The sequence below is a fragment of the Mesorhizobium sp. M0276 genome (assembly GCF_040321755.1).
Lineage (GTDB): Bacteria > Pseudomonadota > Alphaproteobacteria > Rhizobiales > Rhizobiaceae > Mesorhizobium.
Genome location: NZ_JAMYSC010000081.1, coordinates 1 through 22,390, shown reverse-complemented (window position 1 = coordinate 22,390; position 22,390 = coordinate 1). Strand labels below are relative to the sequence as shown.

Below are 22,390 nucleotides of genomic sequence, written 5' to 3'. Positions count from 1 at the left end.
TTTCCAACGAGATGAAGGATCTGGCCAGCCGCGCCCGCAGCCGCAAGCTGAAGCCGGAAGAGTACCAGGGCGGCACCACGGCGGTGTCCAATCTCGGCATGTTCGGCATCAAGGACTTTGCCGCCGTCATCAACCCGCCGCACGCAACCATCCTGGCGGTCGGCGCCGGCGAGGAGCGGGCAGTGGTCAAGAACGGCGAGATCAAAATCGCCACCGTGATGTCGGTGACGCTATCGACCGACCATCGTGCCGTCGACGGTGCGCTGGGTGCCGAATTGCTGGTCGCGTTCAAGCGATTGATCGAGAACCCGATGGGCATGCTGGTTTAATGCATGGCGGGGTGGTGTCGGCCTGCGAAGCCGGCTCACAAACAGAACGCCTTGTTGTTTCTCGCGTGAAGAACCCTGACTTCACCGATGCCGGTGAGCCGTGGCTGGGCACGCTGATCGCCTCACCGCGGCAGTCGCGTGCCGACTGGGCGACGGAGGGCCATCGGTTGAGCATCAACCTGCCGACCGCGCTGCCGGCGGAACAGCCGCGCATCGGCCGCGACAAGATCGCCTGCTAGGCCGAGATTGTGGACAGCGATGGTAATCGCACGGTGATCACTATTCCGCGCGGCCGCGACCCATGCCAGCCAGCCTGGCGACGAAATCGCGGCGATCGACGCTGGCTTCGTCAGCATCAATCGGTTGAATTGGTTTGGCGAAACGCGCCTGGACGAACGGCTTCTGGACGGGATACCGAGCCGGCGGAAGAGCCAGCCGAGTCGGAATCGCGCCAACGCCGGGGTGGCTCGACCCCCTGTGCGTTGTCATCCAGATCACCAACCTGTCAGCGGTTAAGTTGCGCCAATCCTGTGCCCATGCTTGAACCTGCCGCGATTTCATTCCACATCGATGAGGATGAACGGCAAGACAGGAGAACGGCGGCATCTGCTGTGGGGTTTGCCCGCATCGATGATCCTGCATGCACTCATCGCAGCGCTCCTGGTCTACAACGTGCCCAAGGCTCCAGAACAGCCGCAGCAGGAGCAAGCGGTCAATGTCGCGCTCGTGCCCCCTCCTGATCAGCCAAAGCCGAAACCGCAGCCAAAGGAGCCCAAAGCCGAAAAGCTGCCGGAGCCGAAGGCTGAAAAACCACTCGAGCAGAAGATTGAAAAGTCAACTCCGGCGGAAAAACAGCCGCCGAAGCCCTCGCCGATCGAGGTTCTGAAGCCTGTTTTTCAGTTCGGCGACAGGGATAGCGGCCCCAGGAAATCTCTGGATGGGGCCAGCGCTCAAGACAACTCGCCCTCGCCGGCCAAGGATGAGCAGCCGAAGCCGGCTGCCGTGCCGAAGCAGACAGACGACAAAGTTACCGCCTCGGCAGGCCCAGCGGAGCCAGCAGCGAAAGAGATCGAGCCCACCCAGGAGAAGCAACCAGCTTCGGCCAAAGACGTAGATAAGCAGCAGGCGGACAAACAGGAACCGGAAGCGGACGACAACGGCAAGCAAGCAGCCGCGTCACCGACACCGTTGGCTGCTTCCGGCGGTGACGATGAGATCGAGCTTCCCACGTCGGCCGAAACACCGAAGCCCAAACCCACAAACGCGCCGAAGCCCGAGCTACCAAAGGTCTCGAAGTCCGCAAGCGAGAGCGCCAGCAGGCCAAGTTCCGCAGACGTCGCCGCTGCATCGCGGCGCTATTCAGGGCTTCCGGGTGTTCGCAAACTCTATTCGCAAGGCGCGACCGGCGATGCGTCGGCTACAAGCTCGATGGCCGGAGTGCCTCGCGGCAAGCGGGCTGCCAAACTTTGCGCCAGTGCGTTGCAGCAGCAATTGCTGGATGCTTCATATTTTCCCGAGTTGATCCCAAGTGTTCCGTTGAAGGCCGGCAATATCCTTGATGCCCCGGATGTCGCCTTCCGCACGACAACCACCTGGTATCATCTTGGCTTCCGATGCGAGGTCGACACCAATGCGACGAGGGTCTTGTCTTTCAATTTCCGCGTCGGGCCAGTGATTCCGGCCGACCAATGGGTCCGCCTTGGACTGCCTGTTCGCTAAGAGTTAGGCCGGCACACCAAACCCAGCCAATTGCCGGCTAATTTCATGCCAATCGGAGCATACGAGATCGGCACCAGCAGCCGTCAGCCGCGCGCTGTGCTCGGTATAAGTGTGGCCGCCGCCGGTATAGCCGATCGCTGTCATGCCGGCGGCGACCGCGCCCTGGATGCCGAAGGGCGAATCCTCGATGACGATGCAGTCGGCGGGATTGGCGCCCATCTTATTGGCGGCGAACAGAAAAATGTCCGGCGCGGGCTTGCCGTTCTTGACCATGGAGGAGCTGTAGATCGCATCGCCGAAAAACCGCGCCAGTCCGGTCACGGCCAAGCTGTGATTTATGCGCTCGACGGAGGAGGATGAGGCAACGCAGCGATCACCCCCAAGCGTCTCCAGAAAGGCGGCTATTCCCGCTGTCGGGTTCAATTCCTCGGAGAACAGGACCTTGGTCTCGGCCCAGATGTCGCCGTCCGCCGCCGCCGGAAATTGGTGGCCGGTCAAATCCCTGATCTTGGCGATGATGTCGGACTGCTTCATGCCGATGCACTGGGCGATGATGCCGGTGTTGACGCCGGGCATGCCGTGCTTTTCATAGACACGCTCATAGGCCCGGGCGGCCAGAGGCTCGCTGTCGACGAGTACGCCGTCGCAATCGAAAATAATAGGCCTTGGTCGCGCCACGCGCTTCTCCATCGAGTCAATTCCGCACATCGCTATCGGCAAAAAAACAAACGTTCAATAGGGCGGGTGTTTTGGGCCACAAGCCGGCAGTTCAAAGCTGGCGCAGCGCATCGCTCGCACGGGAAGTCCCGAGCGCCCGTTGCATCGCTTGCCGGGACTGTGCGCGATCCGGCGTTATCCAGTTCGGCTCGGCACCGAGGAAGCGGTCGAGGAAGGCCACCGCGTAGGCCGGCATCTCGGTCACGTTCTCGCGATAGGACCACCAGGTGCGCAGATCGTCGGCGCATTTATCGATGCTGGGCGCCGTGCCGAATTCCTGCTCGTGGATCGCCGAAATCGCCGAGACACAGTAATTGGTATAGAGGAATCCCTCCGGCCAGAAGCGGACGATTTCCAGCGTGCCGGCATTCGTTTCCGTCTCGATCAGTTGGGTAAGGCCGGAGATTTCCTTGGCCGGCGCCTGTTTGATCAGTTCGCGCAGCACGAGGCCGGCGGCAAAGACGATGAAGTCGGCGCGGTCGATCGCGGCGAAGCGCTTCTGCGCCTCCATGATCTCGACCCAGTCGAGAAAAGCCCTGGTGAGCTTGGCCTCATCGATCTCGAAGCGCACGCCGAACGTGTCCGAGACCACCTTGGCGCTGCCGCGGAACGTGGCGCGGAACCAGCGCAGCTGCCGCAATCGATGGCGAAGGTCGGGCATCAAGGCCAGTTCGTCCCTAAAGGGCAGATCCATAATCCTCGTATCCTGTTTCCCGGCCAGGGTAGCACAATGGCGTCGTCGCCGAAATCTGTCAGCGCCCCTGTGGATGACGGCAGATAAGGTCAATATCATACATATTGACATTCTCGGAAACAAATGTTCTCACTTTGCTGTTGTCACGTACCGGTCCAATGTGCGGTCAACTGAAGCTTCGGGAGGAGAACCGAATGGCGATTTGGCAGTGGGGACTGCTTCTGCTGGTTATCGTGTGGGCGCTGCAATCGCTCGGCGTCTGGCTGCAGATGCGACACTATTCGGATGTTTTCAGGGGCGTCACCGATCAGTACAAGGATGGCTTCGTCGGAGCCGGCAATTTTCGCGGTCGATTGGCCAAGGGCACCATCGCGCTTGTCGTGGTGACACCCGATCTGGTCGTACGCCGCCTGATGGTGATGAGCGGCCGTTCCGTGTTCACCAAATTCAAAAGACATGAAGAGTTCGAGGGAGTTCCCCTCGATCGACTCCGGTCCAACCCTGCAATCATGGGGGAGGGGGAATCCGGTGTGGCCGAGGCCGTGAAACGGGCGATCGAACAGATCGACAAAACACGGTCGGAGCCGGGGAAGAAGCCGGGTCTGTCCGGCTTGAACATAGCAAGGGCCTAGAGGACGGATGATTTTCAGGTCGGAATCGACCTGAATCTGAATCCACCTCTAAATCAAAGGGACAGAGGACGCCGCGCACCGACTGGAATGAACCGGCGGGTGGCATAAGGAGGAGAAATGTCTGTATTTTCGTTGTTGGCGCAGCATGCCGACATGGCGGTGCACAATCTCATGTCGCAGGTGCCATGGTCTCGGATGCTGCATTGCATGGCAAGCTCGCCGCCGAGCATGCTTCCGATCACCTCGTTGTCCTTGCGCAAGCGGACAGTGGACCGATCACCGTCGATCAGTTCAAAGAAAAGCTGAAGGACGTCCAGCAGGAAGAGCAACTCGGCTGGCTCACCGCGATCGGCAAGTATTTCATCGGTATCTTCCAGAAGGGCGGCGAGGTGTTCGCCGGCTTCGTCACCGGCATCATTCCGACGCTGGTGGTGCTGATGACGGCCTTCTACGCCGTCACCGAACTGGTCGGCGAAGAGCGCGTGCACGGTCTGGCGCGGGGCGCCGGTCGGGTCGCACTGACGCGCTACACGCTGTTGCCGCTGCTGGCGGTGTTCTTCCTCACCAATCCGATGGCCTACACGTTCGGATCGTTCTTGGAAGAAAAGCACAAGCCGGCCTTCTATGACGCGGCCGTTTCCTATGTTCACCCGCCGCTCGGCCTGTTCCCGCATATCAATCCCGGCGAATATTTCGTCTGGGGCGGCATTCTCGTCGCTCTGCTGGAGCTGGAAAAGAAGGGCGCCGTCGTCGCCGGTTACCACGTCAAGGTGGCGATCTGGTACGCCATCGTCGGTCTCGTCGTCATCCTGCTCAAGGGCATGCTGACCGAACGCATCACTTCCATCATGGCGCGCCGCCAGGGCGTCGAGCTGTAAGGGCGGGGAGGACATCATGGACAAGATATACAAAGCCGTACAGATTTCCCAAGGCAAGACCGGCTGGGGCGGCCCACTGGTCATCGAGCCGACCGCACAACGAAGCAAGGTTGTTTCGGTGACTGGCGGCGGCATTCACCCGGTGGCGCAGCTCATCGCCGACATGACCGGTGCCGAAGCCGTCGACGGATTCAGGGCGCCGCCGATCGAAAGCGAGATGGCGGTCGTCGTGGTCGACTGCGGCGGCACCGCACGCTGCGGCGTCTATCCGCGCAAGCGCATTCCGACCGTCAACCTGACGCCGGTCGGTCAATCCGGGCCGCTGGCCCAGTTCATCACCGAAGACATCTACGTTTCGGGCGTAAAGCCGGCCAACATCAGAATGGCGGACGGATCCGAAACGGTCACCACTGCAGGGGGAGCAGCGATGGGTTCGAGCAATAGCAATGCCACTGCGGTACCACAGCCGCTGCCAAGCGAAGGTGGGCTGATCGGCCTCATCAGCTCGATAGGCCGCGTCATGGGGCGTATCGTCGGTATCTTCTTCAATGCCGGGCGCCGCACCATCGATCAGGTTATCCGCAACGTGCTGCCGTTCATGGCCTTCGTGACCATGCTCATCGGTCTGATCCTGTACACCGGCATCGGCGACGTGCTGGCACAGCCGATGGGGCCGCTGGCCAACAACATCGTCGGCCTGCTGATCATCTCGGCGATCTGCGGCTTGCCGTTCCTGTCGCCCATCCTCGGGCCAGGCGCTGTCATCGCGCAGGTCATCGGCGTCGCCATCATCGGCCCGCAGATCGCCAACGGCACGATTTCGCCGGCGATGGCGCTGCCGGCGCTGTTTGCCTACAATACGCAGGTCGGCTGCGACTTCGTCCCCGTCGGCCTGGCGCTCGGTGAAGCCAAACCGAAGACGATCGAGATCGGTGTTCCGGCGGTGCTGATCAGCCGCCAGATCATGGGCCCGGTATCGGTGCTGATCGCCTGGGTCGTCAGCCTGATCGTGTTCTAAAGATGGTTGGAAAATGAGGTTCGCCATATGACGGTTCTTCTGAGAACACGGGTCACTTCCGTCGGCCCCGAAGTGGCGGACCTCGCCGAAGCGGGCGTGGTCATCCTGTTTGCGGATGGCTCGCCGCCGGAGCTTGCCGAGGTTTCGGTGCTCCACCAGACCGAGCAGGGACCGAGCGACGGAGCGCCCGCCAAGGGCGCTTCGATCACCCTCGGCCCGGTTTCAGCTTCCATAACAGCGGTCGGCGCCAGCGCATGGAGCAAGGTGCTTGAAATGGGCCACGTCGTCATCGCGTTCAACGGCGCCGCCGAGGCCGAGAGGCCAGGCGAAATCTGCGCATCGCCGGTCGATCCGGAAGCGCTCGTGGCCGCCCTGAAGACCGGTACGATCATCACCATCGCCGCCTGACGGCATTCGCGCCGTCACCCATCTGGTGGTAGCGCCAGGAAAAGCAGAGTATTTGCCATGGAACGCTCGACCATCGTCAGAGTGCATGAAGGTCTGCACGCCCGTCCCGCGACACGGTTCGTCAAGCTCGCCAAGGGTTTCGAATCCGATGTCGAGCTGGTCAAGGACGGCAAGGCGGTGAGTGCCAAGAGCTCGGTCAAGCTGATGCTGCTGGCGGTCAAGGAGAACCAGGAGGTCACCGTTCGGGCCAATGGCGCCGACGCCATCGAGGCCATCGAGGCGTTGATCGGCTATCTGGAAAATCCGAAGGCTGGCCTTGAGGACGAGGATCACCAGCCGACAGGCGATACCGGGCCGAAGCCGGAGGTTAAGTCCGCAACCGAATCCGCACCGGCGTCACCTCGAGCTGCAACCGGCTTGCGTGGTGTGGCCGCGAGCGAAGGCTTCGCCATCGGCCCGGCCTTTGCGCATTTCCCGCCTGATATCGCCGGGCAGGGCCGCGTGTTGCAAGCCGAGGAGATTGCCGGCGAGATCGACAGGTTCCGCGCCGCTGTCGCCGCCGTCCAAGTGCGCATGGACCAGGCGTTGGCGCAGGACAGCCTGTCGGCTGGGGACCGCGGCATCGTCGCCGCGCTCCGTGACATCGCCGCCGACGCCAGCCTGACCGGCGAGGCCGAAAGCCTGATCAGGGGCGGCAACGACCCGATTTCGGCCGTCATCACCGCGGCGTCCACCATCGCCGCCGATTTCAGCGCTGTCGACGATCACTATCTCAACGCACGGGCGGATGACGTTCACGCGGTCGGCCGGCAGATCTGCCTGGTGCTGCTTGGACAGGACGATGTCAGCCTCGAGAACATCCCCCAGGGAGCTATCCTGATTGCCGATGACATCGGTGCCTGGGATCTGGCGCGCGCGCCGCTGAAGCGCATCGGCGGCGTGATATGCGGCCATGGCGGCGCGACCTCGCACGTCGCCATTATCGCCCGCTCGCACGGCATTCCGGCGGTGCTCGGCCTCGGCGACCAGGTCAATGCCTTGCGCACCGCGCGAGAAGTCGCGCTCGACGGCAACAATGGCCATGTGATCATCGACCCCGACGAGGCGACCCGCGCCGATTTCGCCGGCCGCGTCGAAGCGGCGGCAAAAGAGCGCGCCGGGTTGACCGTCTTCAAGACGGTGACGCCGAAGCTCGCCGACGGCAGGATCATCGAAGTCGCGGCCAATATCGGCTCGCTGGAGGAAATCGAGGCAGCACAGGAGGCCGGCGCGATGGGCATCGGCCTGTTCCGCACCGAGCTTCTGTTCATGCGCCACATGCACCTTCCCTCCGAAGACATGCAGGCGGAGACCTACGCGGCGCTGGCCAAGGCATTCTCGCCATATCCGGTCATCGTGCGGACGCTCGACATTGGCGGCGACAAGCCGATTATCGGCATCGAATTTCCCGACGAGGAAAACCCCTTCTTGGGCTGGCGAGGCATTCGCATGTGCCTCGACCGGCCCGACATCTTCAAGCGCCAGCTGCGGGCGCTGCTGCGGGCGGCCGTGCACGGCAACATCAAGGTGATGTTGCCGATGGTGTCCGATATCAGCGAGGTCAGGCAGACGCGGGTTCTGGTCGATGAATGCGCCGCCGAACTGAAGGCCGAGGGTGTGCCGCACGCGGCGTTCGATCTCGGCGTGATGATCGAGACTCCGGCCGCCGTGCTGATCGCCCCGGCGCTGGCCAGGGAAGTCGCTTTCTTCTCGATCGGCACCAATGATCTCACTCAGTACATCATGGCCGCCGACCGGCTCAACCCGACCGTGGCCAAGCTCAACGACGTCACCAATCCGGCGGTCATGTCGGCAATCGAAATGACGGCCAAAGCCGGCGTCGCCGCCGGCATCATGGTCGGCATGTGCGGTGAGGCGGCCGGTCGTCCCGACCTTATCGCCACCTTCGTGGGGATGGGGCTGACCGAGCTCTCGATGAGCCCGGCTTCGATCCAGCGCGCCAAGAAGGTGATCATGGCGATGGCGGAAGAAGGCTAGCCGAAGTTTCGATAATTACGGCAAATGGGCAAGCAAGGTGGCGAAAACGGATGTCAGTTCGGCGATCGGGTTCGCCTTGGCGCAGGCCTGAACGATACGGTCGCGGCGGATATCGGCTGCCAGGATCGCGATCTCCAGCATATCAGGTTCCGGCGAACCGTCCCTGCCGGTGGTTGCCAGGCCGCAGGCCAAAGCGAGCGGCGCCAGGCAGCTTATGGCGAGCGCTTGGCCGCTCGCCCCCGCCGACGTTTCCGGCGCGGTCTCGGCAAAGCGAACGGGACGCTGGTTGAGGCACTCGACCAGCAGCGCCGAACAAATTGCCGCTATCGCCTGCAATCCGGCGCCCGGCGCGGCCAATGCGGCCAAAAGGTCGCCATGCCGCTTGCGCATCGTGGCATGGACGGCCGCAAAATCAGCTTCGTGGATGCGGGCATTGTCGATATTCAGGCCGGCAAGCACCGCCTTGGTCAGATAGTACATATCGCGCCGGAACAGCCGTTCCGCGGTCAGCTGGCGATCCTCGTTGCCGACCGGGAAATAGGTGCCGAGGCCCTTCACGGTTGTGCCGTCCACCTTTATCGGGCGCTCGTGCGGGACGAAGGATTCAGCGATCGACAGCGCTTCGTCGACTGCACTCGCGGCATGGCTGAGCAGGTCTTCGATGCCCTTGCCCGGAAACGACGGCAGATGGCTGGTTGCCTCGCGCAGAATACTGGCGTCGCCGCTGCCGTCATGGCGGCTCTGGCGGATGGCATCGCGGACTTCCCGCAGCCGGTCCTTCAGGTTGACGCGGACATCTTCGGAGATTTGTCGGAGCATGGCGGATCGCCTCGAAATTGCTGCGGATGGCCACCAACAGGGAGTGGCCACTACCTCTACATTGTTCCTATCGATTGGTAGATCAATAGGCGATACTAGACCAGCATGCAGAATCGGCGACGGCGCGCTCGTCCTTCGCCGCAGGGGGAGAGACAGGCGTGGGCAGGCGACGACAGGGTGAAAACGGCGACGGCCGCGGCGAGGCAACCGAGCAGGTCGCCGGCGAGAGCCGGACGGATCGCCTCAGGATCCGCGCCGCCTGGATGTATTTCGTCGAGCAGATGACGCAGAACGAGATCGCCGATGTGCTCGGCGTCGGCCGCGTCACCATCGTGCGCATGCTGGCGGATGCCCGCGCACGCAATGAAGTCAAAATCAGCATTGAGAGCGAATTGTCGGAGATCGTGCGGCTGGAGCGCGCGCTGGAAAAGACGTTCGGCTTGCAACAGGCGCTGGTGGCACCGCTTTCCGCGCCCAATGCCGACCCGGTCCAGGCGATCAGCGCCAAAACCGGCAGCTTCCTGTCAGATACGATGAAGTCCGGCATGCGCGTCGGCGTCGGCTGGGGCCGGACGCTGTTTTCGAGCCTGCCCTTCATCAGTGCCAAGTCGCTCACCGACTTCAAGGTCATTTCGCTGCTTGGCGGTGTCGGCGTCGTGCGGCGCTACAACCCGGCCGAGTTCGCCTGGCGTTTCGCCCAGATCTTCCAGGGCGACGGCTATCTGATCCCGACGCCGGCCGTGGTCGATAGCGTCGAGACCAAGATCGCGCTGGTCGAGCGCTGCGGCCTGCAGGAGGTTTTTGAGATGGCCAACGTGCTCGATGCCGTTCTGCTGAGTGTCGGCGGCATCGCCTCGGCCACAACCTTCTCTCTGGGCGGCTTTCTCAAGGAAGCGGATCGGGAGGCCCTGCTTGCGCGTGGCGCCGTTGGCGACCTGCTGTTCCATTTCTTCGACCGCAATGGCGATCTGGTCGACCATCCCGTCAACAGCCACGTGATGTCGGTGGATGTCGACCGTCTGCGCAAGGCGCCGATCCGCATCCTCACCTCCGGCGGTGCGGAGAAGACCGAGGCGCTGCTCGGCGCGATGACTCTGATCGCGCCGACGATCCTGATCACTGACGAGGAAAGCGCACGGCGCATGCTGGAAGCGGTCAGCGGAAGCTGAAGCTGTCCGCAATATAGTCCGGCCAGGCCTGCTGTTCGTCGAAAACGGCGGCGAGATCCGGTGTGCCCGCCAGTATTCCACTGAGCACCAGCGCCGTGGCGACGCCGGCGCTGTTTCCCCCTGATATGTCGTGCTCGACGCTGTCACCGATGCAGACCACGGTGCCGCGGTCCGGCTCGCCTGCCAGCGCCAGTGCTGCGTCGAAAATCGCCCTGTAGGGCTTGCCGATGCGGGTGACGTTGCCGCCCAGGCTCTCATAGAGGTCCGCCAACCTGCCGGCGCCGAAGCGTGGGCCGAGGGATGTCAGCATGACGGAGTCAGGGTTGGTGCAGAAGCATGGCACCCGCCGCGCCGCTGCCGGCTCGAGCAGGTGGCGGTAATGGTCGAGGTCGTAGCGGTCACCCTCGCTGGCCGAGATCAGCACCAGTTCGGCGTCTTCGCCTGCCTCGGTCAGCATAAAAGGCAGGCCCTCGATGGCCGTGCGATCGTCGTCGCGGCTGATCAGCAGGCATTTTGTCCCCGGGCTCAGCTCTCCCGATGCCGCCATGTCATGAAAGGATCGCCACGCGACCTCTCCGGAGGAGACAAAATGGTCCCAGCTTCTCGGTTCGAAGCCGAGTTTTATGAGCCGGCTTTCATTCGGCTGCGCCCGCTTGCCGGAATTGGAAATCAGCACCACGGTCTTGCCGGCGTGCTTCAGCGCCCACAACGCCGCTACCGCACCCGGATAGGGCCGTGTGCCGTCATGCAGCACCCCGAACTGGTCGAGCAGGAACACTTCGTAGCGTTCTGCCAGCGGCCCGATGCCGTCAAGACGTTCGATCCGTTTCACGCTCACAGAAGCCCCGCTTGACTTGCGCCCTTCAGTGCCAGCCGCGCTGTGCCGGCGGCGGCCTCGTCGGAAAGCGCTGGCAGGAAATCGACGCCTAACTTGCGCTGCCGGATCGCCGTCCAGGCCGGGTTTGCCGCGCCACCGCCGACGCTCCTGACCGATGTCAGTGCGGGCGCACCAAGTTCGGCCAGCCTGTCGTAGCCGAGTGCTTCGATCGCGGCGATACCCTCGAACATCGCCTGGAGATAATCGGCGTCGTCCGTTGGCCGCGGCACAAGGCGTGGCGGCAGCGCCGGATCGGCGATCGGGAAGCGCTCGCCAGCGGTGCTGAGTGGGTAGTAGTCGAGGCCGGTCGTGGTCGTGGGGTCGATTGCCGCGCTGAGTTCGATGATACGCGCGAGCGGAAAATGCTGGGCGAGTACCTTGCCGCCGGAATTCGACGCGCCGCCGGCCAGCCAGGCATTGCCGAGCCGGTGACTGTAGATGCCGAAGCGCGGCGCGGAGATCGGCCGATCGGACAGGATCTTGATGGTCAGCGAGGATCCCAGAGCCGTGACGCCGTCGCCGATCGTCGCTGCGCCGGTTGCTAGGAACGAGGCGCAGCCATCCGTGGTGCCGGCGACAACGGCCACATCGCGGGGCAAGCCGAACAGGTCCGCGGCGGCAGCGGTGAGGGCGCCGATGACATCGCCCGGTTCGACGACGCGCGGCAGCAACTCCATGCGCATTCCGGCCGCCGCGATCCAATCCGGCCAACGGCGGACTTCGACATCATAGCCTGTCTTCAGGGCATTGTTCTCATCGCTGACATCGAAGCGGCCGGAGAGGTTTCCGGCGATCCAGTCGGCCTGGTGCAATACCGCCACTACGCCGGGCAGAAACTGGAAACGCAGAGCCTTGGCAAGCCCCGATGTCGCTCCGTGCGCAGCACTTGCGGCCGGCGCCGCGCGTGCGATCTTGGCCAGGATATCGTCATCGGTGACCTTGTCGTTGTACATCAGCGGCTCGGCCAGCGGTCGCCCGGCGCCATCGATCGGCAGCAGCGTGCCCGACGTGCCGTCGACGGCGATGGCGCGGACCGCTGCACGATCGATGCCGGAAAGCAGTTCCGTCAGCGCTGCGCCAGCCGTCGACCACCACACGGCGGGATCGCGGGGGTTTGGGCCGAACCTGTCGAGCGGAACAGCCGAATGCCCGGCAATGGAGAAATCCGGACGCATCGCCACGGCGCGCGCACCCGACGTGCCGATGTCGATGCCTATGGCAAGTGGCATCATGGCATCGGTCCTTTTCGGGATCATGCTCCGCCGGCCGCGTTGAGTTTTTGGCGATACTGCTCGGCGTCCCAGTTGATCAGCTCGTTGTTCTCGGCGGCGCTGAGATAGTTCAGACGTGCCGCGATATCGATGCGCGCCGTCACGTCGGCGAGGCAGCGTTGCATGGCATCGGCGCCAGCGCCGGTGCCGCCGCGCATCAGCACGCCCGCGCCGGAAAAAAGGATCGCCGCCGGCGCCGTGCCCAGCCGCGCGACTACATCAGCCGCGGTCTCGCCAGGCCCCGCCACGACGGAGCCTTGGCCCAGGAAGATGACGTGGTCCGGATAGAGGCTGCCGGCCTCCGCCATGCGGCGGCTCTCCGGGTCGAGCGCGACCGCATGCGCTTCGACATCGGCCGGCAACCTGTAGCCGCTGGCGCCTGCAAGCGCCCTCAAGGCGGCAAGGTCGGGCGGGGCGGTCGCGCGCGCCGGCCGGGCCAGCAGGGACCTGACTCGGCGTAGCAGAAGCTCCGCCTCGGCGACGGTTTCGGCGGCGACGACCAGCCCGTGATTGCCAAGAACCAGCACGTCGACATCAGGCCGAAGCTTTTCGGCAATGCCGCGGGCAAGCGGCAGGCCTGGCCGGAAATAGGGTACATAGGCCCATTCGATGCCATCGAGGCGCCTGGCGACCTCAGCCTCACCATCGGCTTGCACGGCAAGCGAGATGGTGTCGACGCAGTGGACATGCAGAACCACGCGCTGCGGCATAAGGGCGTGGACCGTGGTCTCGATCGACGGGCGCAGGCCGCGCGGGTTGAGCGCCGCGATGGTGAAACCCTGCGGCTGGTCGGCGGCGCGGTCGCGCTGTTCGACAGCCTTGAGCAGCGGCGCCATGGCCACCGGCACCATGATGTCGTCGGTGAGCGCATCCTTCAGCCATGTGCCGGAAGCCTTGATCCACAGCGTGTCACCGGCTTTCAGCGAGGTGTTGCCGCCTGCCGCCTGGGTCAGATACGGGCTTCGCCCGATGCTGGCCGAAAGCGCCCGCAAGGCCGCCAGTTCCTTCGCGTCAGCTTGGGTTGCCATGGCGCTTTTTCCTCCAACGGTTCGGCCGTGTCCTGCGCGAAATCCCGTTGCCGGGGTCGAATTGGCGCTGATATCGCAGATACGAGTGATCTACGTCAATAGTGATCTACTATCATCAAAACCCGCTTGCAATCCGCCTAATGTTGAGTAAGTTGCGCCAATTGCCACGGAAAAGGCACTCGGGAGGAAAGAGTGAGCGACTCCGGCCGCCAGCGTCAGATCGTTGAACTGCTGCGGGATCGCCCGTTCGCCTCGGTGCGCGAGCTTCAGGAGCGGCTCGGCGTTTCCGCCGCGACGGTCAGGCGCGACATCGACAGGATCGATGAAGCCGGCGAGGCGCGAAAGGTCTATGGCGGCATCTCGGCGCTTGACGGTGCTTCCCAGGCAGGTGTCGCCTATGCGAGGCCCTATGACGAGAACCGGGACCTAGCGGTCGAGGCCAAGCGGCAGATCGCCGCCCTTGCCGCGACGATGGTGCGGGACGGTGATGCAGTCATCGTGCATGGCGGTTCGACCTGCTTCCATCTCGGCGTCAAGCTCGCTGAGCGCAACATCCGCCTCTACACCAACTCGATGCCGTTGGCCGCCTATCTGAGCGACCACGGCCACTGCAGCCTGACCGTTGCCGGCGGCGACCTGCACCGCGAACCCGGCATCATCCATTCGCTCATCCAGCCCGTGCCCTTCTACGGCTCGAAATTCTTCCTCGGCGCGCAAGGCATTGGCCAGGAAGGCGTGCTGGAATCGCATCCCTTGCTGGTGCGCTCCATAGTCGACCTCAGCCTCTGCGCCGACCAGATCGTGGTGCTGGCCGACAGCCGCAAATTGTCGATCCATGCGCGCAGTGTCGCGCTGCCGCTTTCCCGCATCGGGACGCTGGTCACCGACGACGGGCTCTCCGACACCGACGCGCGCATGCTGGAAGACGCCGGCGTCATGGTGCGGATTGCCTCATCCTCGGGAGCCATGCAGTGAAGGTGGCGGTTCTCGATTTCGGCAAGACCAATTCGAAGCTGTTCGTCTTCGGTCAGGACGGGCGCATTCTCGATGAGCGCCGGACCCAGCCGAACTGGGTGCGCCAAGGCGGCTTCAGCGTGCTCGACGAGGCTGCGCTCCACGAGTGGGCGCTCAATGCCGTCGCCGATGCGGTCGACAGCCATGGCATCGAGGGGCTGATGGTGTCGGGCCATGGCTGCACCTTCGCCCTGATCGACGAGGTGGCGCTCACACATCCGATCCTCGACTACGAGCAAGAGCCGCCGGCCGAGATTGCCGCCCGGATCGATCGTTGCATTCCGGACTTTGCCGAAACCTTCTCACCGCGACTGCCGCTCGGCTTCAACTACGGCCGCCACATGCTGTGGCTTGAGGCGGTTGATCCGGAGGCGTTCGCGGCGTCGAAATCGATCCTCGGCTATCCGCAATACTGGAGCTGGCGCCTTGGCGGGCGAGCGGTATCGGAAGTGTCCTATCTTGGCTGCCACTCGCATCTGTGGGCGCCGCGCAAGCGCGATTTTTCCTCGCTGGTCGACGCGCAGGGTTGGCGTGACCGGATGCCTTCCTTCGAGCGCGCCGGCACCGTGATCGGCGAACGGCACCTCGGCAACGCGGCTCGGCCGATCGCCATCCACAATGGCGTCCATGACTCGAATGCGGCGCTGCATGCCTATCGCCGGCAGGAGCTCGGCCCGGTCACCGTCGTTTCGACCGGCACCTGGGTGATCGTGCTCAATCCCGACTGCCCGCTCGACGCGCTCGACCAGGATCGCGACATGCTGGTCAATGTCGATGTCGACGGCGGCCCGGTGCCGACCATCCGTTTCATGGGCGGGCGCGAATTCGCAACCATCAGCGGCGGCTGGCAAGGCGAAATCGGCCTGTCCTCGATACAACGGGTGATCGACGCTGGCATCATGGCGCTGCCCAGCTTCGCGCCTGGCGGGCCGATGTCCGGCCAGTCCGGCCGGATGGTCGGGCGTACGCCCGATGCCGAGGAACGGGCGGCCGTGGCTTTGCTCTATGTCGCGCTGATGGTCGATCTGTCGCTCGACCTCATCCATTCGAACAACACCGTGATCGTCGATGGCGGGCTGAACACGGGCGGCCGGCTCGCCGGGCTGTTGGCTGAGCTGCGCCCCAGCCAAGCCTTCCTGCAAGGCGCCACGCTGGAAGGCAGCGCCACGGGTGCCGCGGCGCTCGCCTTCGAGAGTGTCGGGCGCGAATTTGCGGCCGAGGTGCCGGAGCCGGTGCGAGCGTCGCGTTTCACTGGATTGGCGTTCTATCGCGATAATTGGCGTACCTTCGCCACGGACCGGGGCATCGCTGGTGCGGCGGCGGGAGGCGCGCGATGAGCGCGGCTGCCAAGGTCGAGACGACGCGCCAGCCGGTGCTGGAAATGCGGCACATCTCCAAGACGTTCGGCGCGATCCGCGCCTTGCAGGACGTCTCGCTCAGCGTCCATGCCGGCGAATTGCATGCATTGATGGGCGAGAACGGCGCCGGAAAGTCGACGCTAATGAAGGTGCTTTCAGGCGCTTATCGGCCGGATGCCGGCGGCGAGATCCTGATCGACGGCATGCACGCCGCGACCGGCGATCCGATCAAGGCACGCGCCAGCGGCGTCGCGGTGATCTATCAGGAGCTGTCGCTGGCGCCCAATCTGACGGTGGCGCAGAACATCTTCCTCGGCAACGAGCCGCGCCGCTTCGGCATCGTCGACCGCGACCAATGCACCCGGCGCGCCAGGGAGATCATCGCGCGTCTCGGCGTCTCCTTCTCGGCCCGCGACATGGTCTCCAGCCTGTCGCTCGGCGAGCGCCAGCTGGTCGAGATCGCCCGCGCGCTGTCGACCAATGCGCGCATCATCGTCATGGACGAGCCGACCACGTCGCTGACCTCGCGGGAGACCGACCGGCTGTTCGAGGTCATTGCGACGCTGAAATCGCAAGGCATTGCCATCATCTACATCAGCCACCGCATGGAAGAGGTCTATCAGCTTGCCGACCGCGTCAGCGTGCTGCGCGACAGCGGCTATGTCGGCACGCTCGGGCGGGCCGAGCTCAGCGCCTCGCGCCTGGTATCGATGATGGTCGGCCGCGATCTGTCCGCCTTCTACAAGAAGGACCATAGGCCGCCGGACGAAAAGCGCGCGGTGGCACTCTCGGTGCGCGGCATGTCCGACGGCCGTCTCCTGAAGAACTGCTCATTCGACCTGCACAAGGGCGAGGTGCTGGCGTTGGCGGGTCTGGTCGGCTCCGGCCGCACCGAGCTTGCACGGCTGATCTTTGGCGCCGACAGGCGCACATCCGGCACGCTGGAACTCGACGGCGAGCCTGTAACCATCGGCTCGCCGCGTGAGGCGCTGGATGCCGGCATTGCCTATCTGACCGAGGACCGCAAGGAACTCGGCCTGTTCCTCGACATGTCGATTTCCGACAACATCAATATGGGCGTGCTGGCGAAGGATGCGGGCGCAGGCGGCTTGCGCGACTTCGCGGCCGCCGAAAGACGCGCTTCCAAGGCTGTTGCCGATCTCTCCATCCGCACCGGTTCGGTGCAGGCCAATGCCGGCTCGCTGTCGGGCGGCAACCAGCAGAAGGTGCTGCTCGCCCGGCTGCTCGAAACCAAGCCGAGGGTCGTCATCCTCGACGAGCCGACCCGCGGCGTCGATGTCGGGGCAAAGTCGGAAATCTACCGGCTGATCGACAATCTCGCCAAGCAGGGCATCGCCGTCCTGATGATCTCCAGCGAACTGCCGGAGGTGATCGGCGTCGCCGATCGCGTGCTGGTGATGCGCGACGGCACGATTTCGGGCGAGGTGACGGCAAGCCAGGGCGAGCCGCTCAGCCAGGAAAAAATCATGGAACTTGCAACGGGAGCGGCTCAGCAATGACCGACAAGGCGACCGAGATCAGCGCAGGCGGCCAGGCCACGGGCGCGAGCCGGCGGTTGCGCACGGCTTTCGCCGCCCTCGGCATGCTGCCGGTACTGATCCTGCTGGCGGCCGGCTTCCAATTCCTGAACCCGCGTTTCCTGACCGAGACCAATTTGCTGATCGTCACACAGCAATCATCGATCAACATCGTGCTTGCGGCCGGAATGACCTTCGTCATCCTGACAGGCGGCATCGACCTGTCTGTCGGCGCCATCCTTGCTGCCTCGGCGATGGTGGCGGTGATCGTATCGCTGGTGCCTGATTGGGGCCTGCTCGGCGTGCCGGCGGCCATTCTGGTCGGCCTCGGCTTCGGCGTCATCAACGGGCTGCTCATAGCATATATCAAGCTGCCGCCCTTCATCGTCACGCTCGGTTCGCTGACCGCTGTGCGCGGCGTCGCCCGCCTGCTCGGCCAGGACACGACGGTGTTCAACGCGGACCTGCCGTTCGACTTCATCGGCAACGGTTCGCTGTTAGGCATTCCGTGGCTGGTCATCATCGCGCTGTCGGTGGTGGTGCTGTCTTGGCTGGTGCTCAAGCGCACCGTGCTCGGCACCTGGATCTACGCCGTCGGCGGCAACGCCGAGGCGGCACGCCTGACCGGCATCAAGGTGCCGCTGGTGCTGCTCTTCGTCTACGGCGTTTCCGGCCTGCTGGCCGGCCTTGGCGGCGCCATGTCGGCGGCCCGGCTCTATGCCGCCAACGGCTTGCAGCTCGGCCAGTCCTACGAACTCGACGCCATTGCCGCGGTCATTCTCGGCGGCACCAGTTTCGTCGGCGGCGTCGGCTCGATCTGGGGCACGCTGATCGGCGGCCTGATCATCGCCGTGCTCTCCAACGGGCTCATCTTGGCCGGCGTTTCGGACATCTGGCAGTACATCATCAAGGGATTGGTCATCATCGTGGCGGTCGCCCTCGACCGCTACAGGCTCCAGGCCGGAGCACGAACGTGATTGACCTTAGTCGCCGGCGTCAACGACCGGTTTGTGTAACGCACCGTGAGAGGCGCGGGGCAATCGGAGGATAACAATGAAGACCATCGCCAAACTGCTCTGCGGCGTCGCACTCGCGTCGCTCGCCATCGCGCCTGCTTCGGCCAAGGACCTCAACAAGGTCGGAATCTCGGTCGGCCTGCTCGGCAACCCCTTCTTCGTCGCCACCATCAAGGGCATCGAGGACGCGGCCAAGAAGATCAATCCGAAGGTCGAGGTGACGTCGGTGTCGGCCGATTATGACCTCAACAAGCAGGTCTCGCAGGTCGATTCGTTCATCGCCGCCGGCGTCGATGTGATCATGCTCAACGCCGTCGACGCCAAGGCTATCGCGCCGGCAGTGAAGAAGGCGCAGGCTGCGGGCATCGTCGTCGCCGCCTTCGACGTTTCGGCACCCGGCGCCGACGTCACGGTGATGACCAACAACGTCAAGGCCGGCGAAGAGGCCTGCCAGTACCTGGTTGACCATACCGGCGGCAAGGGCGACTACGTCATCCTCAACGGGCCGGCATCGTCGTCGATCCTGGAGCGGGTGAAGGGCTGCAAGAACGTGCTGGCGCAGCATCCCGAAATCAAGATCCTCTCCGACGACCAGAACGCCGAAGGCTCGCGCGACGGCGGCCTGAAGGTGTTCCAGTCGCTGCTCACCCGCTTCGACAAGATCGATGCGGTGTTTGCCATCAACGACCCGACGGCGATCGGCGCCCAGCTTGCGGCCAAGCAGCTCAACCGCTCGGAGTTCCTCTTCACCGCCGTCGACGGCGCCCCCGATATCGAGAAGGAACTCGCCTCCGGCACCTCGATGATCAAGGCGTCGGCCTCGCAGGATCCTTATGTGATGGCTGGCCAGTCGCTGACGATGGCGGCCGACCTGCTCGCCGGCAAGAAGCCGGCGGAGCCGACCGTGCTGCTCGACCCGAAGCTGATCACGGCCGAGAACCTGAAGGACTACAAGGGCTGGACCGCGGCCCGCTAAACGTCCCTCAGCAGCGTGCGGCCGGGATCACCCAGCTGCACGTCTTGTCCAGGCATCGGCTCCGCCTCTGGGTCCGATGCGCAGAAGCCGGAGACGATGATGTCGCGTATTGGAATCCATTCTTTCGTCTGGTCGGCGAGTTCGGCGCAGGCCGATCTCGAACGGACGTTGGCCAACACCAGAGAGGCCGGCTTCGACCTCATCGAATTCTCCTATCTCGACCCCGCCAATGTCGACATAAGCGGGCTTGCCAGGCGCATCGCCGATCTTGGCCTCGGCGTGGCGATCAGCATCGGATTGCCTGGTGATGGCGATATTTCGAGCGCCGACAAGGCGATTGCCGCGCATGGCGTCGAAATCCTCAACGACACCATCGCGCTGACGCGTGATCTCGGCGGCCGGAAGGTCGCCGGCATTCTCTCGACCAGCCACGGACTGCAGGTCGAGGCGCCGACGCGCGATCAATGGCAGCGCAGCGCCGGCACGCTGGCGAAGGTCGCCGAGACGGCCAAGGCGGCCGGCGTCACGCTCAATCTCGAGATCGTCAACCGCTTCGAAAGCAACCTGCTCAACACCGCCGCGCAAGGGCTGGCCTTCATCGAGGACACCGGCTCGGACAACATCTTCCTGCATCTCGACACGTTCCACATGAACATCGAGGAGGCCGATGTCGGGCTGGCCATCCGCCATGCCGCGGATAAGATCGGATATGTCCATATCGGCGAAAGCCATCGCGGCTTCCTCGGCACCGGCAACATCGATTTCGCCGCGATCTTCGATGCGCTCACGGCCATCGGCTACAGCGACGACCTCAGTTTCGAATCCTTCTCGTCGGAAATCGTCGACGAGAACCTGTCGAAGAAAACCGCCATCTGGCGCAACCTGTGGACAGACAATGTGGCACTCGCCAAACACGCGCGCGCCTTCATCGGCCTCGGGCTGGAGACGGCGCGACGCAAGGCCGAGCTGGTTTCGGCCCAGCACAGACCCTAATGCATGTCGCTCAAAAGTGGCCCCGGTTTTGAGACAACGACATGCATGGAAACAAACACCTAAAGCGCGGTGCATGCATCCATTTCGACGCGACGCGCTTTAGGCGAAAACCGGATCGCGGGCGCCTGGCGCCGCCAGGGCAACGAACTCGGGTTACGGGTTCCTTCGCTGCCTTCGCCGGCGCGTTGGCTGACGGAAACGAAAAACCCGCCTGTGCGGCGGGTCACTGGCGCAAATCAGCACCATACTTAAACATGTACCATAGCTGAGGTCACGGAGTCAAGAAAAAATTCCTATCGTGAAAGGTTGCCGGCACGAAAGCTGCCAACACCGCCGAGCTGGCTGCCGTCAGGTTTTTTGTTAACCCGAGTTCGGAGCCCTACTGGCGCCGGTGGCGGCATTGCCCGCGGCAGGTGCATCGGATATCTGACCCGTCCGGGCAAACAATGCCCATAACGCATAGACGGAGCCAAGGACATGACACGCAGCACGATCCTCAAATTCGGCGCCGTCGAGAACGCCGAACCCGGCGATCTGGCGGGCTGGGTCGTGGTCGAAGGCAAGCCGACCATGAAAACCGTCGTCCAGCACACGACCGAGGACGGCAAGGTGTTGTCGGGAACATGGCAAGCGACGCCCGGCACCTATTACGCGACCTACACCGACTATGAGTTCGTGCACATGATCGCCGGCCGCATCATCATCACCCCCGACGGCGGCACGCCGGTCGAAGTGGGCCCCGGCGACGCCTTCGTCGTGGAAGCCGATTTCAAGGGAACCTGGAAGATCATCGAGCCGGTGACGAAGCATTTTGTCGTCAGGGTCGGCTAAGGCGGGCTGTTCGTGTGAGCCGCTGGCGGTTGGTGCCCATGGCGGGTCTTTGGCGCGATGGTTGCGCGGGCGGCTCGACCACGGACGAGTTCCAATGGCCATGATGCTGGGCCGACCAGATGGCCTAAACGCCGCATTGACCTGACCGGGTATCGGCAGTCCTCTTAGGATCGACCTCAGCGTTCAATGGCTGATCGAGGAGACGACAGATGCATCGACGCGGTTTTCTGGCGGCGGGTCTTGCGACGGTTCTTGTGAGCCAGCGCGCCATCGCCCAGATGAAGATGGACGACATGCCCGGCATGGATATGGGTGGCCACGCAGGCCACGACATGGGCGAGGCGCCGCAGAGCACGATCGTGCTGCCGGAAGGAAAAGTGCTTCGCGACTTGCCCCGCCTTGCCAACGAAGCCGGCACCCCCGGCCTGTTCAAGGCGAAGCTGACGGCCCAGCGCGCCTCGGTGCGTTTTGCCGAAGGACTGGACACGCCGATCCTCGGCTATAACGGCACCAGCCCCGGGCCGCTGATCGAGGCGGTCGAGGGTGACCGGGTCGAGATCACCTTCGCGAACCGAATTCCTGAAGAGACGAGCACCATCCATTGGCATGGCATGCCGGTGCCCGCCGACCAGGACGGCAATCCGATGGACCCCGTCGCAACTGGCGCCGACCGCACCTACAGCTTCGACCTGCCGGAAGGCAGCGCGGGTTCGTACTGGTACCATCCGCATCCGCACGGCAAGACGGCCGAGCAAGTCTATCGCGGCCTTGCCGGCGCGTTCGTCGTCAAACCGAAAATCGATCCGATCCCGGCCGAATATGGCGATACCGTGCTGGTCTTCACCGACCTTCGCCTCGCCGCCGACGGCACTATGCCGGACAATACGATGACGGACCTGATGAACGGACGCGTCGGCGATCATGTGCTTGTCAACGGACAGAAGAATCCTCGGCTAGCAGTTCCCTTTGGCACGAAGCGGCGCTTCCGGCTTTACAATGCGACCAACGCGCGGTTCCTTCGACTTTCCTTCGATCAAGCCTCGATGATGATTATCGGAACGGACGGCG

At 63.8% G+C, this 22,390-nt stretch carries 22 protein-coding genes and 1 pseudogene; 17 read left to right on the top strand and 6 right to left on the bottom strand.

Features of this window, described 5'->3' with window-relative positions:
• The 3 genes from NKJ01_RS33175 to NKJ01_RS33165 form a co-directional block, all read left to right on the top strand.
• Positions 1-329 (top strand): 2-oxo acid dehydrogenase subunit E2 (locus tag NKJ01_RS33175; RefSeq protein ID WP_352734592.1); only part of this gene is annotated, 329 nt, incomplete at its 5' end.
• A complete protein-coding gene (locus tag NKJ01_RS33170; protein WP_352734590.1) occupies positions 329-568 on the top strand; it encodes a hypothetical protein in 240 nt (79 codons plus the stop codon). The genes NKJ01_RS33175 and NKJ01_RS33170, both read left to right, overlap by 1 nt.
• Before the next feature lie 337 nt (positions 569-905).
• A complete protein-coding gene (locus NKJ01_RS33165) occupies positions 906-2,048 on the top strand; it encodes a DUF930 domain-containing protein (protein WP_352734594.1) in 1,143 nt (380 codons plus the stop codon).
• A 3-nt stretch (positions 2,049-2,051) separates the two neighbouring features.
• On the opposite strand, the gene NKJ01_RS33160 is transcribed toward NKJ01_RS33165, so the two are convergent.
• Together NKJ01_RS33160 and NKJ01_RS33155 are read right to left on the bottom strand one after the other, a co-directional pair.
• The gene (locus NKJ01_RS33160; RefSeq protein ID WP_352734588.1) at positions 2,052-2,726 is read right to left on the bottom strand and encodes an HAD family hydrolase; all 675 of its coding nucleotides are present in this window, start codon (positions 2,724-2,726) and stop codon (positions 2,052-2,054) included.
• A gap of 91 nt (positions 2,727-2,817) precedes the next feature.
• Positions 2,818-3,459 (bottom strand): hypothetical protein, encoded by a 642-nt coding sequence (locus NKJ01_RS33155; RefSeq protein ID WP_352734586.1) that lies wholly within the window; start codon positions 3,457-3,459, stop codon positions 2,818-2,820.
• Positions 3,460-3,653: 194 nt separating this feature from the next.
• Between NKJ01_RS33155 and NKJ01_RS33150 the strand changes: the two genes are divergently transcribed.
• The 5 genes and pseudogenes from NKJ01_RS33150 to ptsP all read left to right on the top strand — a co-directional run bounded on the left by NKJ01_RS33150 (position 3,654) and on the right by ptsP (position 8,432).
• A complete protein-coding gene (locus tag NKJ01_RS33150; protein ID WP_023757337.1) occupies positions 3,654-4,091 on the top strand; it encodes a transcriptional regulator GutM in 438 nt (145 codons plus the stop codon).
• Between the two features lie 117 nt (positions 4,092-4,208).
• Positions 4,209-4,969 (top strand): annotated as a pseudogene (gene srlA / locus NKJ01_RS33145) (PTS glucitol/sorbitol transporter subunit IIC).
• A 16-nt stretch (positions 4,970-4,985) separates the two neighbouring features.
• Complete coding sequence (gene srlE, locus NKJ01_RS33140) at positions 4,986-5,987, top strand: PTS glucitol/sorbitol transporter subunit IIB (RefSeq protein ID WP_352734584.1); 1,002 nt, start codon at positions 4,986-4,988, stop codon at positions 5,985-5,987.
• A gap of 27 nt (positions 5,988-6,014) precedes the next feature.
• The gene (locus NKJ01_RS33135) at positions 6,015-6,395 is read left to right on the top strand and encodes a PTS glucitol/sorbitol transporter subunit IIA (RefSeq protein WP_352734582.1); all 381 of its coding nucleotides are present in this window, start codon (positions 6,015-6,017) and stop codon (positions 6,393-6,395) included.
• Positions 6,396-6,452: 57 nt separating this feature from the next.
• The gene (gene ptsP, locus NKJ01_RS33130) at positions 6,453-8,432 is read left to right on the top strand and encodes a phosphoenolpyruvate--protein phosphotransferase (RefSeq protein ID WP_352734580.1); all 1,980 of its coding nucleotides are present in this window, start codon (positions 6,453-6,455) and stop codon (positions 8,430-8,432) included.
• A 15-nt stretch (positions 8,433-8,447) separates the two neighbouring features.
• Here ptsP and NKJ01_RS33125 read toward each other — a convergent pair whose 3' ends face one another.
• Positions 8,448-9,251 carry a hypothetical protein gene (locus tag NKJ01_RS33125; protein ID WP_352734578.1) on the bottom strand — a complete coding sequence of 268 codons (804 nt, stop codon included), beginning with the start codon at positions 9,249-9,251 and terminating at the stop codon, positions 8,448-8,450.
• Between the two features lie 263 nt (positions 9,252-9,514).
• Between NKJ01_RS33125 and NKJ01_RS33120 the strand changes: the two genes are divergently transcribed.
• On the top strand, positions 9,515-10,420 hold the full coding sequence (locus NKJ01_RS33120) for a sugar-binding transcriptional regulator (RefSeq protein WP_502905942.1): 906 nt from the start codon (positions 9,515-9,517) through the stop codon (positions 10,418-10,420).
• On the opposite strand, the gene NKJ01_RS33115 is transcribed toward NKJ01_RS33120, so the two are convergent.
• The 3 genes from NKJ01_RS33115 to NKJ01_RS33105 are packed head-to-tail and all read right to left on the bottom strand — an operon-like array spanning position 10,407 to position 13,596.
• Complete coding sequence (locus tag NKJ01_RS33115; protein WP_352734576.1) at positions 10,407-11,258, bottom strand: TIGR01459 family HAD-type hydrolase; 852 nt, start codon at positions 11,256-11,258, stop codon at positions 10,407-10,409. The genes NKJ01_RS33120 and NKJ01_RS33115 overlap by 14 nt on opposite strands.
• On the bottom strand, positions 11,255-12,529 hold the full coding sequence (locus tag NKJ01_RS33110) for an FGGY-family carbohydrate kinase (RefSeq protein WP_352734574.1): 1,275 nt from the start codon (positions 12,527-12,529) through the stop codon (positions 11,255-11,257). Before NKJ01_RS33110 ends, NKJ01_RS33115 begins: the two co-directional genes overlap by 4 nt.
• Positions 12,530-12,549: 20 nt before the next feature.
• Complete coding sequence (locus tag NKJ01_RS33105) at positions 12,550-13,596, bottom strand: class II aldolase/adducin family protein (RefSeq protein WP_352734572.1); 1,047 nt, start codon at positions 13,594-13,596, stop codon at positions 12,550-12,552.
• A gap of 192 nt (positions 13,597-13,788) precedes the next feature.
• Between NKJ01_RS33105 and NKJ01_RS33100 the strand changes: the two genes are divergently transcribed.
• The 8 genes from NKJ01_RS33100 to NKJ01_RS33065 all read left to right on the top strand — a co-directional run.
• Positions 13,789-14,571, top strand: a complete 783-nt coding sequence (locus NKJ01_RS33100; protein ID WP_352734571.1) for a DeoR/GlpR family DNA-binding transcription regulator — start codon at positions 13,789-13,791, stop codon at positions 14,569-14,571.
• A complete protein-coding gene (locus tag NKJ01_RS33095; RefSeq protein ID WP_352734569.1) occupies positions 14,568-15,947 on the top strand; it encodes an FGGY-family carbohydrate kinase in 1,380 nt (459 codons plus the stop codon). Before NKJ01_RS33100 ends, NKJ01_RS33095 begins: the two co-directional genes overlap by 4 nt.
• Positions 15,944-17,488 (top strand): sugar ABC transporter ATP-binding protein, encoded by a 1,545-nt coding sequence (locus NKJ01_RS33090; RefSeq protein WP_352734567.1) that lies wholly within the window; start codon positions 15,944-15,946, stop codon positions 17,486-17,488. The genes NKJ01_RS33095 and NKJ01_RS33090 overlap by 4 nt, the downstream gene beginning before the upstream one ends.
• Positions 17,485-18,483, top strand: coding sequence for an ABC transporter permease subunit (locus NKJ01_RS33085; RefSeq protein ID WP_352734565.1), 999 nt, complete (start codon positions 17,485-17,487; stop codon positions 18,481-18,483). The genes NKJ01_RS33090 and NKJ01_RS33085 overlap by 4 nt, the downstream gene beginning before the upstream one ends.
• Before the next feature lie 76 nt (positions 18,484-18,559).
• The gene (locus tag NKJ01_RS33080) at positions 18,560-19,498 is read left to right on the top strand and encodes an ABC transporter substrate-binding protein (RefSeq protein WP_352608998.1); all 939 of its coding nucleotides are present in this window, start codon (positions 18,560-18,562) and stop codon (positions 19,496-19,498) included.
• Positions 19,499-19,597: 99 nt separating this feature from the next.
• Entirely contained in the window at positions 19,598-20,491 is an 894-nt protein-coding gene (locus tag NKJ01_RS33075) for a sugar phosphate isomerase/epimerase family protein (protein ID WP_352734563.1), read from the top strand.
• Between the two features lie 477 nt (positions 20,492-20,968).
• Positions 20,969-21,322, top strand: a complete 354-nt coding sequence (locus NKJ01_RS33070) for a cupin domain-containing protein (RefSeq protein ID WP_352734561.1) — start codon at positions 20,969-20,971, stop codon at positions 21,320-21,322.
• A gap of 209 nt (positions 21,323-21,531) precedes the next feature.
• Positions 21,532-22,390, top strand: an 859-nt coding sequence (locus tag NKJ01_RS33065) for a multicopper oxidase family protein (RefSeq protein ID WP_352734560.1), incomplete at its 3' end; no start/stop codon positions are given.